Origin of the sequence: Pseudaquabacterium rugosum, assembly GCF_038066575.1 — a bacterium.
Lineage (GTDB): Bacteria > Pseudomonadota > Gammaproteobacteria > Burkholderiales > Burkholderiaceae_C > Pseudaquabacterium > Pseudaquabacterium rugosum.
Window position 1 is genome coordinate 93,843 of the sequence record NZ_JBBUTF010000013.1, and the last position, 14,407, is coordinate 108,249.

Below are 14,407 nucleotides of genomic sequence, written 5' to 3' on the forward strand. Positions count from 1 at the left end.
GCCTAGCATCGGGTCCATGCATGACACCTCCGACCCCGCGACCGACCCCGCGGCCCTGCGCCAGGATGCCCGCACCATCGGCCTGATCGGCCTGGCCCACGGCAGCTCGCACTTCTTCCACCTGCTGCTGCCGCCGATGTTCCCGTGGCTGATCGAGGCCTTCGGTCTGAGCTACGCGCAACTGGGTTTTCTGGTCTCGTTGTTCTTCGTCATCTCGGGCGTGGGGCAGGCGCTGTCGGGCTTCCTGGTCGATCGCATCGGCGCGCGGCCCATCCTGTTCGTCGCGCTGGGCTGCTTCGTCGCCTCGTCGTTGGTGGCGGCCACGGCCCAGGGCTATGGCGCGCTGATGCTGGCGGCCGCGCTGGCGGGCTGCGGCAACGCACCGTTCCATCCGGTGGACTTCACCATCCTCAACAAGCGGGTGTCGGCGCCGCGCCTGGGCCATGCCTTCGCGGTGCACGGCATCAGCGGCAATCTGGGCTGGGCGACCGCGCCGGTGTTCCTGGCCGGGCTGACGGCGGCCAGCGGCTCCTGGCGCGTGGCCTATGTCGGCGCGGCGGTGCTCGCCCTGGTGGTGATGGGCCTGCTGTGGTGGCAGCGCGCGGCGATCGACGACCGCGCCGGTGCCTGGGCCCACGAGCGGCCGGCCGCCGCGCCCGCCAGCGGCGCGGCCGCGCCGGTGCCCGCTGCCGAGCATCCGATGGCCTTCCTGCGCCTGCCCTCGGTCTGGCTGTGCTTCTCGTTCTTCTTCTGGACCACGGTCGCGTTGTCGGCGATCCAGAGCTATGCCGGACCGGCGCTGCGCCAGATGTACGGCCTGCCGCTGGGCTGGACCACGCTGGTGGTCACCGGCTACATGTTGTGCGGGGCGGCCGGCATGGTGGCCGGCGGCTTCCTGGCGGCACGCGCGCAGCGGCTGGAACGCATCATCGCCGCCGGCATGCTGGCCTGCGCGCTGGCCATGCTGCTGGTGGCCAGCGGCCATCTGCCGGGCGGTGTGGCGCTGGTCCTGGTCGCGCTGTCGGGGCTGGGCACGGGGCTGGCCGGGCCGTCGCGCGACATGCTGATCCGCCGCGCCTCACCGCCGGGGGCCACCGGCCGGGTCTACGGCACCGTCTATTCGGGGCTGGACCTGGGTTTCGCCAGCGCGGCGCCGCTGCTGGGCCGGCTGATGGACGAGGGGGCCGCGCCCTGGATCTTCGGGGTCTCGGCGCTGGCGCTGCTGGCCGGGGTGGCGTCGGCGGCGCTGGTCGGCCGCGGACTGGCGGCGCGCCAGCGCCAGGCGCAGGCGGGCACGGCTGCCAACGTGCGGGCGGCCTGAGGCACACGGACCGATGTTCCGGCCCGATGTCCCGGGCCAGAGAGGTGTCGTGCCGGTGGTGCCGGGCCAGAGGTACGGGGCCAGAGGTACGGGGCCCGATGCGCCGGGCCCGACGGCCCTGTTCCGTTCGGCCCGACGGCCGATGCCCCACGGTCCTGTGTCGACCGGACGTGCGCGGCCGGGGCTGCCCGCCGCGCGCCGCTACAGTCGGGCGTCATGACTGACGCACCGATCCGCCCGGCCGGCCATCTGCTGGTCGAGGCCCTCATCGCCCAGGGCGTGGACACCGTCTTCGGCGTGCCGGGCGAGAGCTATCTGGCCGTGCTCGACGGCCTGTACGAGCACAGCGAGCGCATCCGCTTCATCACCTGCCGCCACGAGGGCGGCGCGGCCTTCATGGCCGAGGCCCAGGGCAAGCTCGGGCCCTTGCCGGGCGTGTGCTTCGTCACCCGCGGACCCGGTGCGGCCAATGCGGCCATCGGCCTGCACACCGCGTTCCAGGATTCGACGCCGATGGTGCTGCTCGTCGGCCAGGTGGCGGCCGGCCAGCGCGACCGCGAGGCCTTCCAGGAACTCGACTACCGCCAGGTCTTCGGCCCCGGCACGCTGGGCATGGCCAAGTGGGTGGCCGAGGTCGGTTCCGCCGAGCGCCTGCCCGAATACGTGGCCCGCGCCTTCCACACCGCGCAGCAGGGCCGCCCCGGCCCGGTGGTGCTGGTGCTGCCCGAGGACATGCTGCGCCAGCCGGTGGCCGTGCCGGTGCTGCCGCAGGCCCGCCCGGCCCAGGCCTGGCCGGCACCGGGCGCGCTGCGCGACCTGCGCCGCCTGCTGCTCGACAGCCAGCGGCCGCTGGTGATCGCCGGGGGCAGCGGCTGGACGGCGGGCTCGGCGCGTGCGCTGCAGCGCTTCGCCGAGGCCTGGCAACTGCCGGTGGCCTGCGGCTTCCGTTTCCAGGACACCTTCGACAACCACCACCCGAACCATGCCGGCGACGTCGGCATCGGCCTCTCGCCGGCACTCGCGCGCCGCGTGCGCGAGGCCGATCTGCTGATCGCCCTCGGCGTGCGCCTGGGCGAGATGACGACCGGTGGCTACCAGCTGATCGAGGCCCCGCGCCCGGCGCAGCGCCTGGTCCACATCCAGGCCGGTGCCGAGGAGCTGGGCCGGGTCTATGCGGCCGATCTGATGCTGCACGCCGGCATGGACGCCGCGGCCCGCGCGCTCGAAGGCCTGAGCCCGCCGCCGCAACTGCCCTGGGCGGACTGGACCGCCGGCGCGCGTGCCGATGCGCTGGCCCACCGCGCCGCGCCGGCGCAGGCGGTCGAGCCGCTGGATCTGGCCCGCGTGCTGCAGACCGTGCAGGCGATGGCGCCGGCCGACACGGTCTACACCAACGGGGCCGGCAACTTCAGCGTCTGGCTGCACCGCCACGTGGCCTACGCCGGCCTGCAGCACCACGGTCGCACCCAGCTGGCCTGCACCAGTGGCGCGATGGGTTACGGCCTGCCGGCCGCGGTGGCCGCGGCCTTGTTGCAGCCGCAGCGCACGGTGGTCAACGTCGCTGGTGACGGTGATGTGCTGATGACCAGCCAGGAGATGGCCACGGCCGTCGCCCATGGCGCCAATGGCGGGGCCGGGCGGCTGGTCGTGCTGGTGGTCGACAACGGCGGCTACGGCACGATCCGCATGCACCAGGAGCGCCACCATCCGGGCCGCGTCTGCGGCACCACGCTGCACAACCCGGACTTCGCCGCGCTGGCCCGCGCCTACGGCTGGCGGGCGGCCCGGGTCGAGCGCACCGCGGACTTCGCCGCCGCCTTCGCCCAGGCGCTGGAGCCCGGCGCGCCGATGCTGATCCACCTGCCGCACCCGGCCGAGATCAGCACGCCGCGCGCCACGCTGAGCGCCATCCGCGAGGCGGCGCTGCAGGCCCGGTCAGCGGCCTGAACGGACGGCCTGAACGGGTGGACTGACCGGCCGGCCCGGGCGGTCGGGTGGGGCGGGGCGGGCGCTCGGCCGGCCGGCCCGTGCGCCGCTCAGATCACGACCTTGCCGCCGGTGCCCAGCATCGCGAAGTCGACATAGCTGGAGACCCCGCGGCTGCGGTTGCTGAAGTCCAGCGCGTAGCCACCGAGATCGACCTGCAGCCGCTCGACCGTGCTCGACAGCCGGGCCGCCGACGGCGTGCCGACGACCGCCTCGATCGCCCGCACCAGCGCCTTGGCCGCGACATAGCCTTCGATCGAGCGCCCCGACAGGTCGGCGTCGTCGCTGGCCAGGCGCAGCGCCTGGTATTCGTGGGCCACGCTGCGGTAGCGGCCGCGGGTCAGCGGCAGCACGGTGGTGAAGGCATAGCCGCGGGCCTGCTCGGGGCCGAGGGCGCGCAGCAGTGCATCGGTGTCGATCACCGAGCTGCCGTAGACCAGCGTGCCGTTGGCCGGGCCCGCGCGCAGCTGGCGCATGACCTCGATGCCCGCCGCGGTGGTGGCGGCCAGGAACAGCACCTGGGGCTGCGCCCGCTGCACCTCGGCCACGGCCTTGGCCACGTCCAGCGTGTTGCGGGCATAGCCGGCCTTGACCGTGAGCTGCAGCTCGTAGCGCTGGGCCGATTCGGCGGCGCCGGCCAGCACGTCGCGGCCGAAGCCGTCGTCCTGGTAGAGCACCCCGACGCGCTCCAGGCCGAGCGCCGCCATCTGGCGGAACAGCCGCGAGACCTCGGCCCGGTAGCTGGCCTTGACCGGCCAGATGTGCGGTGCGGCCAGCACCGTGGTCGCACCGGAGGCCGCGCCGATCATCGGCATGTCCTGGCGCTGCAGCACGCCGTCACGGGCCAGCGCCTCGATGTTGGCCGTGCCCACCGAGCCGAGCAGGGCGACGGGCGCGTGCTCGTCGATCAGCGCGCGCACCTGGCGCACGGTCTCCTCGGGCCTTTGCTGGTCGTCACGGCTGACGAGCTTCAGCGGGCGGCCGCCGATGCCGCCGCGGTCGTTGACCGCCTCGATCATCAACCGGGCACCGGCGCGCAGCGCCTTGCCGGTGACGGCCTGGGTGCCGCTGTAGGGCGCGACCTGGCCGATCACGATCGGCCCCTCGGCGGCATGGATGCGCTGGGCGAAGGTGCCGCCCAGGGCCGCCGGCAGCAGGCGCAGGCAGTCCCGGCGTGTGAAGGCGGAGGGGGGCGACGGCAGACGGGTCGGCGATGACATCGGGGGGCGGGAGCTGGACAAGGCAGGGGGGCGATCCGGGTCCGAGGCGGCCTGGATCGTGCATTTCGTCACAGCTTAGTCATTCACCCTGGATGATGCATGGGTTTCAACCCGTATCCGGGGGGCTTTGCCGCCTCCCCGCACGACCTGCGCGCCGAACGCACGAGGCCTGCGTCATCCGTGGGTGGTGCGCAAGACGGGAATCGAACCCGTACGCCCGAAGGGCGGCGGATTTTAAGTCCGCTACGTCTACCAGTTCCGTCACTCGCGCGCCACTGGCGATGATACGCGGTGCCTCGCCACGGAACCCGCGTGGGCCTCTGGATCGGGCGGGTGTGGCCGATCAGCCGTGAACGCGGCCCGCCGGTCCGGCCTCGGGGCCGGCCTGCGCCACCGCTTCGGGCGCCTCACCGGGTTCCGGATCCGGCAGGCTCAGCAGGTGCACCGGTTCATGCAGGCCCAGCCAGTGGCCGGCGGCCCGCGCCAGCAACCGGCCGTCACCGGTCGTCAGCAGTTCGACCTGACCGCCCGGTGCGCCGTGGCCATCACCGCCGCAGGCCAGGCCCAGCAGGTCGGCACAGCGGCGCGCGACGGCCTCGCCGGTGTCGATCAGCCGCACCTGCGGGCCCAGGCGTCGCTGCAGCAGCGGCGCCACCAGCGGGTAGTGCGTGCAGCCGAGGGCGACCGCATCGACATCGGCCTCGCGCAGCGTGCGGGCATGGCCGTCGAGGGCGGCCTCCAGCGGCGTCGGGTCCAGCGGGGCCAGCTCGATCGCGTCGGCCAGGCCGGGGCAGGGCAGGCGCAGCATCTGCACATGCGGCGGGGTGTGCTCGTCGAGCAGGCGCTGCACCCGCGGGCTGCGCAGCGTGCCACGGGTGGCCATCACCGCCACGCGGCCGTTGCGGCTGGCCGCCACCGCCGGCTTGATGCCGGGCTCGACGCCGACCAGCGGCAGTGTCGGCCAGCGCTGGCGCAGGCTGGCGATGGCCTGCGTGGTGCCGGTGTTGCACGCCACCAGGATCAGATCGGCGCCGCGCGCCAGCAGCGCCTCGGCCAGCTGCAGGCAACGGGCCTCGATCCAGTGTGCGGGCCGGTCGCCCCAGGGTGTGTGGCGCGAGTCGGCAAGGTAGCTGCAATCCACCGCGGGCAGACTGCGCCGCAGGGCCGCCAGCACCGACAGCCCGCCGACACCGGAATCGAAGATGCCGATGCGGGGGGCCGTGGCGCGGTCAGAAGACATCCGTGCAGTCTACGGGCAGCCGTGCCGGGGCCGGTGGCCTGCGGGTCTGCCCCAGGGTGTGGGCATCGGCCAATCCTGCAAAATAGAACGATCGTTCGTTTTGTTTTGGGGCCCTGCACGCATCCGGGCCGCGACGGCCTGCACGGTGGCCGGGTACCCCCCCGCATAGAATCCGCAGATTTTCTGCAGACCTGACAGACAGCCTCCGAGGAGCCGCTTCCCATGAAGATCCTGGTCCCCGTCAAGCGGGTGGTCGACTACAACGTCAAGGTGCGCGTCAAGAGCGACGGCACGGACGTGGACATCGCCAACGTGAAGATGAGCATGAACCCCTTCGACGAGATCGCCATCGAGGAGGCGGTCCGGCTGAAGGAAAAGGGCGTGGCCACCGAGGTCATCGCCGTGTCCTGCGGCGTCACGCAGTGCCAGGAGACGCTGCGCACCGCGCTCGCCATCGGCGCCGACCGTGCCGTGCTGGTCGAGACCGATGTCGAGCTGCAGCCGCTGGCCGTGGCCAAGCTGCTCAAGGCGCTGGTCGAGCAGGAGCAGCCCGGCCTCGTCATCCTCGGCAAGCAGGCCATCGATGACGACTGCAACCAGACCGGCCAGATGCTGGCCGCGCTCGCCAATCTGCCGCAGGCCACCTTCGCCAGCAAGGTCGAGGTGGCCGATAGCGCCGTGGCCGTCACCCGCGAGATCGACGGCGGCCTGGAGACGCTCAAGCTGGCCCTGCCGGCCGTGGTCACCACCGACCTGCGCCTGAACGAGCCGCGCTACGTCACCCTGCCCAACATCATGAAGGCCAAGAAGAAGCCGCTGGCCGTGGTCAAGCCGGCGGACCTCGGCGTGGACGTGGCCCCGCGCCTGACCACGCTGTCGGTGACCGAGCCGCCCAGGCGCGGCGCCGGCATCCAGGTGCCCGACGTCGCCACGCTGGTCGACAAGCTCAAGAACGACGCCAAGGTGATCTGAACATGCCCGTCCTCGTCATTGCCGAACACGACCACGCCAGCCTGAAGCCGGCCACGCTGAACACGGTGACGGCGGCCGCGGCCTGCGGCGCCGAGGTCCACGTGCTGGTGGCTGGATCGAACGCCGGTGCCGCCGCCGCCGCGGCCGCGCAGATCGCCGGCGTGGCCCGCGTGCTGCAGGTCGACGACGCCAGCCTGGCCCACGGCCTGGCCGAGAACGTCGCCGCCACCGTGCTGAGCGTCGCCCGCGACTACAGCCATGTGCTGTTCGCGGCGACCGCCGGCGGCAAGAACGCCGCCCCGCGCGTGGCCGCGCTGCTGGACGTCGCCCAGATCAGCGAGATCACCAAGGTCGTCGCCGCCGACACCTTCGAGCGCCCGATCTACGCCGGCAACGCGATCGCCACCGTGCGCAGCGCGGATGCGGTCAAGGTCATCACCGTGCGCACGACGGCCTTCGATGCGGCCGCTGCCACCGGCGGCTCAGCCGCCGTGACGACGGTGCCTGCCGCCGCGGCCGACGCCCGCTCGGCCTGGGTCAGCGCCGAGCTCGCCAAGAGCGACCGGCCCGAGCTGACGGCCGCCAAGGTCATCGTCTCCGGTGGTCGCGCGCTGGGCTCCAGCGAGCAGTTCAACGCCGTGCTCACGCCGCTGGCCGACAAGCTGGGCGCAGCACTCGGCGCCAGCCGGGCGGCGGTGGATGCCGGTTATGCGCCCAACGACTGGCAGGTCGGCCAGACCGGCAAGGTCGTCGCCCCGCAGCTCTACGTGGCCGCCGGCATCTCCGGCGCCATCCAGCACCTGGCCGGCATGAAGGACTCCAAGGTGATCGTCGCGATCAACAAGGATCCCGAGGCGCCGATCTTCAGCGTCGCCGACTACGGCTTGCAGGCGGATCTGTTCATGGCCGTGCCCGAGCTGGTGTCCAAGCTCTGATGTTGCCGTGGCTGCCGCGCACCGGACGCCGGTGCGCCGTGGCCTGACCTCCGGACGCGGCCGCCGTGGCGGCCCGTCCCACCCGCAAGGCGTCCGCAGAGACGCCTTTTTTGTGCCCGCCGGACGGCGCCGCGCCGCCGCGACGGAACCCGACAGGAGACCCGCGATGCACTACCAGGCCCCGATCAAGGACCAGCTGTTCGTCATGCGCCATCTGGCCGGACTCGATGCGCTGGCCGCGCTGCCCGGCTTCGAGGACGCCGGCAGCGAGACGGCCCAGGCCGTGCTCGAGGAGTGCGCACGCTATGCGCAGGACGTGGCCGCCCCGCTCAACCGCGACGGTGACCGTCAGCCGGCACGGCTGGTCGATGGCCGGGTGACGACCACGCCCGGCTGGTCCGCCGCCTTCCGCCAGTACGTCGATGGCGGCTGGCAGGGCCTGCCGCATCCGCCGGCCGTCGGCGGCCAGGGGCTGCCCAAGCTCCTCCATGCGGCCTGCATCGAGATGGTCAACAGTGCCAATCTGTCCTTCGCGCTGTGTCCCTTGCTGACCGATGGCGCGATCGAGGCGCTGCTGACCGCCGGCAGTCCGCAGCAGCAGGCCACCTGCATTCCGCCGCTGATCGACGGCCGCTGGACCGGCACGATGAACCTGACGGAGCCGCAGGCCGGCTCCGATCTGGCGGCGGTGCGCACGCGGGCCGAGCCGCAGGCCGACGGCAGCTACCGCCTGTTCGGCACCAAGATCTTCATCACCTACGGGGATCACGATCTGGCCGACAACATCCTGCACCTGGTGCTGGCCCGCATCGCCGGTGCGCCCGAGGGGGTCAAGGGCCTGTCGCTGTTCCTGTGCCCGAAGTGGCGCTTCGGCCCCGACGGCGCGCGCGGCGAGCGCAACGACGTGCAGTGCGTGAGCCTGGAACACAAGCTGGGCATCCAGGCCAGCCCGACCGCGGTGCTGCAGTACGGCGACCAGGGCGGCGCCTGGGCCGAGCGCATCGGCGAGCCGGGCCGTGGCCTGGAGTACATGTTCATCATGATGAACGCCGCCCGCTATGCGGTGGGCGTGCAGGGCATCGCGTTGGCCGAACGGGCCTACCAGCAGGCCGTGCGTTATGCCCGCGACCGCGTGCAGGGCCGGCCGGTGGACGGCAGCGTGCGCCACGGCGTGCCCATCATCCGCCACCCGGACGTGCAGCGCCTGCTGCTGACCATGCGGGCGCAGACCGAGTCACACCGGGCGATGGCCTTCGTGGCCGCGGCCGCCCATGACCAGGCCGTGGCCCATCCGGAGGCGGCCGTGCGCGCCGGCGCCCAGGCCCGCTACGAGCTGCTGGTGCCGATCCTCAAGGGCAGCGCCACCGAGATGAGCCAGTGGGTGGCCAGCCAGGCCGTGCAGGTGCATGGCGGCATGGGTTTCATCGAGGAGACCGGTGTCGCCCAGCACTACCGCGATGCCAAGATCCTCAGCATCTACGAGGGCACGACGGCGATCCAGGCCAATGACCTGATCGGCCGCAAGATGGTGCGCGACGGCGGTGCGGCCGCCCTGTCCCTGGCCGACGACGTGAGGCTCACCGAACAGGCGCTGGCCGGGCGCACCGACAGCGCTGACGCGCAGGCCGTGCTGCGCCCTCTGCGCACCGCGCGCGAGGCCTGGCAGCAGGCCGTCGCCCATGTGCTGGCCCAGGCGGCCGGCGCACCGGCGGCGGTGCATGCGGGCAGCGTGCCCTGTCTGTTGCTGGGCGGGCTGCTGGTCGGTGGCTGGCAGATGGCGCGTGCGCTGCTGGTGGCCGAGGACCGGCTGGCCGCCGGTGAGGATCCGATCTTCATGCGCGCCAAGATCGCCACCGCCCGCTGCCATGCCGACCAGGTGCTGAGTCAGGCGCCTGCGCTGCTGACGGCCATCGTCGACGGGCCGGCCGCGATCGCCGCCATGCCCGAGGACGCGTACTGACCGACACCGATGGCCGTGGCCGTCCCGGACCGCGGCCCGACACCCGCCGCCCTGTGCGGCCTCAGGAGACTTGCCATGACCGTTCCCGCCCGCTGGCCGATCCAGCCCGCGTCTCTGCGCCTGCCGGTGATCGCCGCGCCCATGTTCATCGTCTCGACGCCGGCGCTCGTGATCGCGCAGTGCCGGGCCGGCATCCTGGGCTCGCTGCCGGCGCTCAACGCCCGACCGGCGGCCCAGCTCGACGACTGGCTGGCCGAGATCGATGCCGCGCTGGTCGATCCGGCCGCACCCGGCGGCCGCCTGCCCTATGCGGTCAACCTGATCGTCCACCGCAGCAACGAGCGGCTGGAACAGGATCTGGCCGTGCTGGAACGGCACCGCGTGCCGCTGGTCATCACCAGCCTGGGGGCGCGCCCCGAGGTCAACCAGGCGGTCCATGGCTGGGGCGGCGTGGTGATGCACGACGTGATCCACGACGCCTTCGCCCGCAAGGCGATCGACAAGGGTGCCGATGGCCTGATCGCCGTGGCCGCCGGTGCCGGTGGACATGCCGGCACGCTCAGTCCCTTCGCGCTGCTGTCGGAGATCCGGCGCTGGTTCGACGGCCCGCTGGCGCTGTCGGGCAGCCTGGCCACCGGCGGTGCGATCCTCGCCGCACAGGCCGCCGGTGCGGACTTCGCCTACATCGGCTCGCCCTTCATCGCCACCGATGAGGCACGCGCCACGCCCGCCTACAAGCAGTGCATCGTCGATTCGGCCAGCGCCGACATCGTCTACACCGATCTCTTCACCGGCGTGCACGGCAACTACCTCAAGGCCAGCGTGCGCGCGGCCGGGCTGGATCCGGAGGCCTTGCCGCGCAGTGATCCGTCCCGCATGGATTTCGGCGGCGACACTGCCGCCAAGGCCTGGAAGGACATCTGGGGTTGTGGCCAGGGCATCGGCGTGGTCGACCGCGTGCAGCCGGTCGCCGCCCTGGTCACGCGGTGGGCCGACGAGTACGCCGAGACCCGGGCGCGACTGCGGGTCTGACTCCGGCCGGATCCGGTGCTCAGGCGTTCAGGCGCTCAGGTACCGTCGCCGTCGGGCGTGACCCGTTGCAGCGTGCAGTCGCAGCCCTCGCCGGCCGCGATCCAGCGACGGACCCACCGTGTGCGCAGGCCGATGAGCAGGCGTGCCGGTGACCTGTGCGCGGATGCACTGCGGGCGGTCGGCCGGTCGGCTGCGGGGGCGGCCGTCGGGGCGAGCGCACCGCAGTGATAACGCCCGGCCTCGGCGTTCCAGCGCAGCATCCGGCAGCGCCCCCGCAGGCGCAGGCTCAGCAGCACGCCCAGCGGGCAGGGCGCCCAGGTACAGCACACGCCGCAGCCGTTGCAGGGCGCGCCGGGCCGGGGTTGGGGCGGGGCCGCGGGCTCCAGCAGGATCACGCGGCGCTCGTCCGCATCGGGCGTGCGCCACATCAAGTCGCGCGCCCGATGGCCGACAAGCACCTGTCGGCGGGGGTCGGCAAGGTGGGCGCCGGATCCGCGGTGCCGCGTGCGGGAACAACGGTGTTACAGTGCCGCCCCATGAATTAAGGTCCTTTCGTGCCCCTCGTCGACGTTCTCCGCGTCGCCGAGGCTGGTCGCTAATCCGCCAACCGGTGAAGCCGTGCCGCGGAAGGTTTTTCAACCCATCGGAGTCCTGGAAACCGGGACGGAAGGTGAGCGCAAGATGATGCAGCAAAGCAGGTCCAACTCGTACCTGTTCGGGGGCAACGCCCCGTATGTCGAGGAACTCTACGAGGCCTACCTCGACAACCCGGGCAGCGTGCCCGAGCAATGGCGCGATTATTTCGACGCCCTGCAGCACGTGCCGGCCGTCGACGGCACGGACGGTCGCGACGTGGCCCATGCGCCCGTCGTCGAGTCCTTCGCCCAGCGCGCCAAGTCCAACGCCTTCGCCGTCAAGGCGTCGTCGACGGATCTCGCGGTCGCCCGCAAGCAGGTCCACGTCCAGTCGCTGATCGCCGCGTACCGCAACGTCGGCGCCCGCTGGGCCGATCTCGATCCGCTCAAGCGCACCGAGCGTCCGAAGATCCCCGAACTCGAACCGGCGTTCTACGACCTGTCCGAGTCCGACATGGACATCACGTTCTCCGCCGCCAACACGTATTTCGGCAAGGAGAACATGAGCCTGCGCGACATGCTGCAGGCCCTGCGCGAGACCTACTGCGGCACCATCGGCGCCGAGTTCAACCACATCACCGACCAGACGCAGAAGCGCTGGTGGCAGCAGAAGCTCGAAGGCATCCGCTCCAAGCCGGCCTTCAACGCCAGCCAGAAGAAGCACATCCTCGACCGCCTGACCGCGGCCGAAGGCCTCGAACGCTACCTGCACACCAAGTACGTCGGCCAGAAGCGCTTCTCGCTGGAAGGTGGCGAGTCGTTCATCGCCGCGATGGATGCGCTGATCCAGCAGGCCGGTGAGAAGGGCGTGCAGGAGATCGTGATCGGCATGGCCCACCGCGGCCGTCTGAACGTGCTGGTCAACACCCTGGGCAAGATGCCCAAGGACCTGTTCGCCGAGTTCGACCACACCGCGCCGGAAGACCTGCCCGCCGGTGACGTCAAGTACCACCAGGGCTTCAGCTCGGACATCTCCACCATCGGTGGACCGGTGCACCTGAGCCTGGCCTTCAACCCCTCCCACCTGGAAATCGTGAATCCGGTGGTCGAGGGCTCGGTGCGCGCCCGCATGGACCGCCGCGGCGACAAGCAGGGCGCCCAGGTGCTGCCGGTGCTGGTGCACGGCGACTCGGCCTTCGGTGGCCAGGGCGTGAACCAGGAAACGCTGATGCTGTCGGAGACCCGCGGGTACTCCACCGGCGGCACGGTGCACCTGATCATCAACAACCAGATCGGCTTCACCACCAGCGACCCGCGCGACCTGCGCTCGACGCTGTACTGCACCGACATCGTCAAGATGGTCGAGTCGCCGGTGCTGCACGTCAACGGTGACGATCCGGAAGCCGTCGTGCTGGCCACGCAGCTGGCGCTGGAATTCCGCATGACGTTCCGCAAGGACGTCGTGGTCGACATCATCTGCTTCCGCAAGCTGGGTCACAACGAGCAGGACACCCCTGCGCTGACCCAGCCGCTGATGTACAAGAAGATCGCGGCCCATCCCGGCACCCGCCGTCTGTACGCCGACAAGCTGGCCACCCAGGGTCTGGGCGACACGCTGGGCGACGACATGGTCAAGGCCTATCGCGCCGCCATGGACGAGGGCCGCCACACCGTCGATCCGGTCATCAGCAACTTCAAGAGCAAGTACGCGGTCGACTGGTCGCCGTTCGTCGGCAAGAAGTGGACGGACGCCGCGGACACCGCCATTCCGCTGACCGAGTGGAAGCGCCTGTCCGAGCGTCTGACGACCTTCCCGGCGTCGGTCAATCTGCACCCGCTGGTCAAGAAGGTCTATGACGACCGCGCGGCCATGGGCCGGGGCGACGTCAACGTCGACTGGGGCATGGGCGAGCACATGGCCTTCGCCTCGCTGGTGGCCTCGGGCTACGCGGTTCGCCTGTCGGGCGAGGACTGCGGCCGCGGCACCTTCACCCACCGCCACGCGGTCATCCACGACCAGAAGCGCGAGAAGTGGGACGAAGGCACCTACGTGCCGCTGGAGCACGTGGCCGACAACCAGGCGCCGTTCGTCGTCATCGACTCGATCCTGTCGGAAGAGGCGGTGCTGGGCTTCGAGTACGGCTATGCCGGTTCCGAGCCGAACGCGCTGGTGATCTGGGAAGCCCAGTTCGGCGACTTCGCCAACGGCGCGCAGGTGGTGATCGACCAGTTCATCGCCTCGGGCGAGGTGAAGTGGGGTCGCGCCAACGGCCTGGTGATGATGCTGCCGCACGGCTATGAAGGCCAGGGCCCCGAGCACAGCTCGGCGCGTCTGGAGCGCTTCATGCAGCTGGCCGCCGACAACAACATGCAGATCGTGCAGCCGACCACGGCCAGCCAGATCTTCCATGTGCTGCGTCGCCAGGTGGTGCGCCAGTTCCGCAAGCCGCTGGTCATCATGACCCCGAAGTCGCTGCTGCGGAACAAGGAAGCCACCTCGCCGCTGGCCGACTTCACCAAGGGCGGTTTCCAGACCGTGATCCCGGAGCAGAACGACACGATCGCGGCCGACAAGGTCAAGCGCGTGATCTGCTGCTCGGGCAAGGTCTACTACGACCTGGTCAAGAAGCGCGAGGACAAGAAGGCCTACGACACGGCGATCATCCGGGTCGAGCAGCTCTACCCGTTCCCGCACAAGGCCTTCGCCGCCGAGCTCAAGAAGTACCCGAACGTCACCGACATCGTGTGGTGCCAGGACGAGCCGCAGAACCAGGGCGCCTGGTTCTTCGTGCAGCACTACATCCACGAGAACATGCTCGACGGTCAGAAGCTGGGCTACGCAGGACGTGCGCCGTCCGCGTCGCCGGCGGTCGGCTACGCCCATCTGCACCAGGAGCAGCAGAAGGCCTTGCTGGACCAGGCCTTCGCCAAGCTCAAGGGCTTCGTCCTGACCAAGTGACCGGAATCCGTGCCGGATGCGGCGCAGGCCTCGTGCCATGCGCCGTTCCGGCACCGGGACGTGCCGGGTGCACGTCCCTTCCGCCTCCGCTGATCCCCCTCATTTTTCCAGACACTCCGCGCTCGCGAGGCCTGATCCGGCCCGGGCGTGACGGCCACACGCCGCCGTCGCACCCCTTCAGCCGGTCCTGCATGACCCTCCGGCAGG

General features: G+C 71.4%; 10 protein-coding genes and 1 tRNA gene. 7 read left to right on the forward strand and 4 right to left on the reverse strand.

Annotated features, from left to right (window positions below; genetic code table 11):
- The first annotated feature begins 16 nt into the window (after positions 1-16).
- Positions 17-1,321: an MFS transporter gene (locus AACH11_RS14930; RefSeq protein WP_341375035.1), complete on the forward strand. Its 1,305-nt coding sequence runs from the start codon at positions 17-19 to the stop codon at positions 1,319-1,321.
- A 216-nt stretch (positions 1,322-1,537) separates the two neighbouring features.
- A complete protein-coding gene (locus AACH11_RS14935) occupies positions 1,538-3,268 on the forward strand; it encodes a thiamine pyrophosphate-dependent enzyme (protein WP_341375036.1) in 1,731 nt (576 codons plus the stop codon).
- Between the two features lie 89 nt (positions 3,269-3,357).
- Here the strand turns inward: AACH11_RS14935 and AACH11_RS14940 are convergent, their stop codons facing one another.
- The 3 genes from AACH11_RS14940 to murI form a co-directional block, all read right to left on the reverse strand.
- Positions 3,358-4,527: an ABC transporter substrate-binding protein gene (locus tag AACH11_RS14940; RefSeq protein WP_341375037.1), complete on the reverse strand. Its 1,170-nt coding sequence runs from the start codon at positions 4,525-4,527 to the stop codon at positions 3,358-3,360.
- Between the two features lie 185 nt (positions 4,528-4,712).
- Positions 4,713-4,798 (reverse strand) — tRNA-Leu (locus tag AACH11_RS14945).
- Positions 4,799-4,870: 72 nt separating this feature from the next.
- Positions 4,871-5,767: a glutamate racemase gene (gene murI / locus AACH11_RS14950; RefSeq protein ID WP_341375038.1), complete on the reverse strand. Its 897-nt coding sequence runs from the start codon at positions 5,765-5,767 to the stop codon at positions 4,871-4,873.
- A 222-nt stretch (positions 5,768-5,989) separates the two neighbouring features.
- Here murI and AACH11_RS14955 point away from each other — a divergent pair, with 222 nt between their 5' ends.
- The 4 genes from AACH11_RS14955 (at position 5,990) to AACH11_RS14970 (ending at position 10,666) form a co-directional block, all read left to right on the forward strand.
- Positions 5,990-6,739: an electron transfer flavoprotein subunit beta/FixA family protein gene (locus AACH11_RS14955; protein WP_341375039.1), complete on the forward strand. Its 750-nt coding sequence runs from the start codon at positions 5,990-5,992 to the stop codon at positions 6,737-6,739.
- A 2-nt stretch (positions 6,740-6,741) separates the two neighbouring features.
- Positions 6,742-7,674: an electron transfer flavoprotein subunit alpha/FixB family protein gene (locus AACH11_RS14960; protein ID WP_341375040.1), complete on the forward strand. Its 933-nt coding sequence runs from the start codon at positions 6,742-6,744 to the stop codon at positions 7,672-7,674.
- A 166-nt stretch (positions 7,675-7,840) separates the two neighbouring features.
- Positions 7,841-9,634, forward strand: coding sequence for an acyl-CoA dehydrogenase family protein (locus AACH11_RS14965; protein ID WP_341375041.1), 1,794 nt, complete (start codon positions 7,841-7,843; stop codon positions 9,632-9,634).
- Positions 9,635-9,709: 75 nt separating this feature from the next.
- On the forward strand, positions 9,710-10,666 hold the full coding sequence (locus AACH11_RS14970; RefSeq protein ID WP_341375042.1) for an NAD(P)H-dependent flavin oxidoreductase: 957 nt from the start codon (positions 9,710-9,712) through the stop codon (positions 10,664-10,666).
- Positions 10,667-10,701: 35 nt separating this feature from the next.
- Here AACH11_RS14970 and AACH11_RS14975 read toward each other — a convergent pair whose 3' ends face one another.
- A complete protein-coding gene (locus tag AACH11_RS14975; RefSeq protein ID WP_341375043.1) occupies positions 10,702-11,094 on the reverse strand; it encodes a hypothetical protein in 393 nt (130 codons plus the stop codon).
- Positions 11,095-11,347: 253 nt separating this feature from the next.
- Between AACH11_RS14975 and AACH11_RS14980 the strand changes: the two genes are divergently transcribed.
- Positions 11,348-14,200, forward strand: coding sequence for a 2-oxoglutarate dehydrogenase E1 component (locus AACH11_RS14980; RefSeq protein WP_341375044.1), 2,853 nt, complete (start codon positions 11,348-11,350; stop codon positions 14,198-14,200).
- Positions 14,201-14,407 lie beyond the last annotated feature (207 nt).

Coding starts and splice junctions, on each gene's coding strand:
- AACH11_RS14930 (WP_341375035.1), top strand. CDS start 17: ATGCATGACACCTCCGACCCCGCGACCGACCCCGCGGCCCTGCGCCAG.
- AACH11_RS14935 (WP_341375036.1), top strand. CDS start 1,538: ATGACTGACGCACCGATCCGCCCGGCCGGCCATCTGCTGGTCGAGGCC.
- AACH11_RS14940 (WP_341375037.1), bottom strand. CDS start 4,527: ATGTCATCGCCGACCCGTCTGCCGTCGCCCCCCTCCGCCTTCACACGC.
- murI (WP_341375038.1), bottom strand. CDS start 5,767: ATGTCTTCTGACCGCGCCACGGCCCCCCGCATCGGCATCTTCGATTCC.
- AACH11_RS14955 (WP_341375039.1), top strand. CDS start 5,990: ATGAAGATCCTGGTCCCCGTCAAGCGGGTGGTCGACTACAACGTCAAG.
- AACH11_RS14960 (WP_341375040.1), top strand. CDS start 6,742: ATGCCCGTCCTCGTCATTGCCGAACACGACCACGCCAGCCTGAAGCCG.
- AACH11_RS14965 (WP_341375041.1), top strand. CDS start 7,841: ATGCACTACCAGGCCCCGATCAAGGACCAGCTGTTCGTCATGCGCCAT.
- AACH11_RS14970 (WP_341375042.1), top strand. CDS start 9,710: ATGACCGTTCCCGCCCGCTGGCCGATCCAGCCCGCGTCTCTGCGCCTG.
- AACH11_RS14975 (WP_341375043.1), bottom strand. CDS start 11,094: ATGTGGCGCACGCCCGATGCGGACGAGCGCCGCGTGATCCTGCTGGAG.
- AACH11_RS14980 (WP_341375044.1), top strand. CDS start 11,348: ATGATGCAGCAAAGCAGGTCCAACTCGTACCTGTTCGGGGGCAACGCC.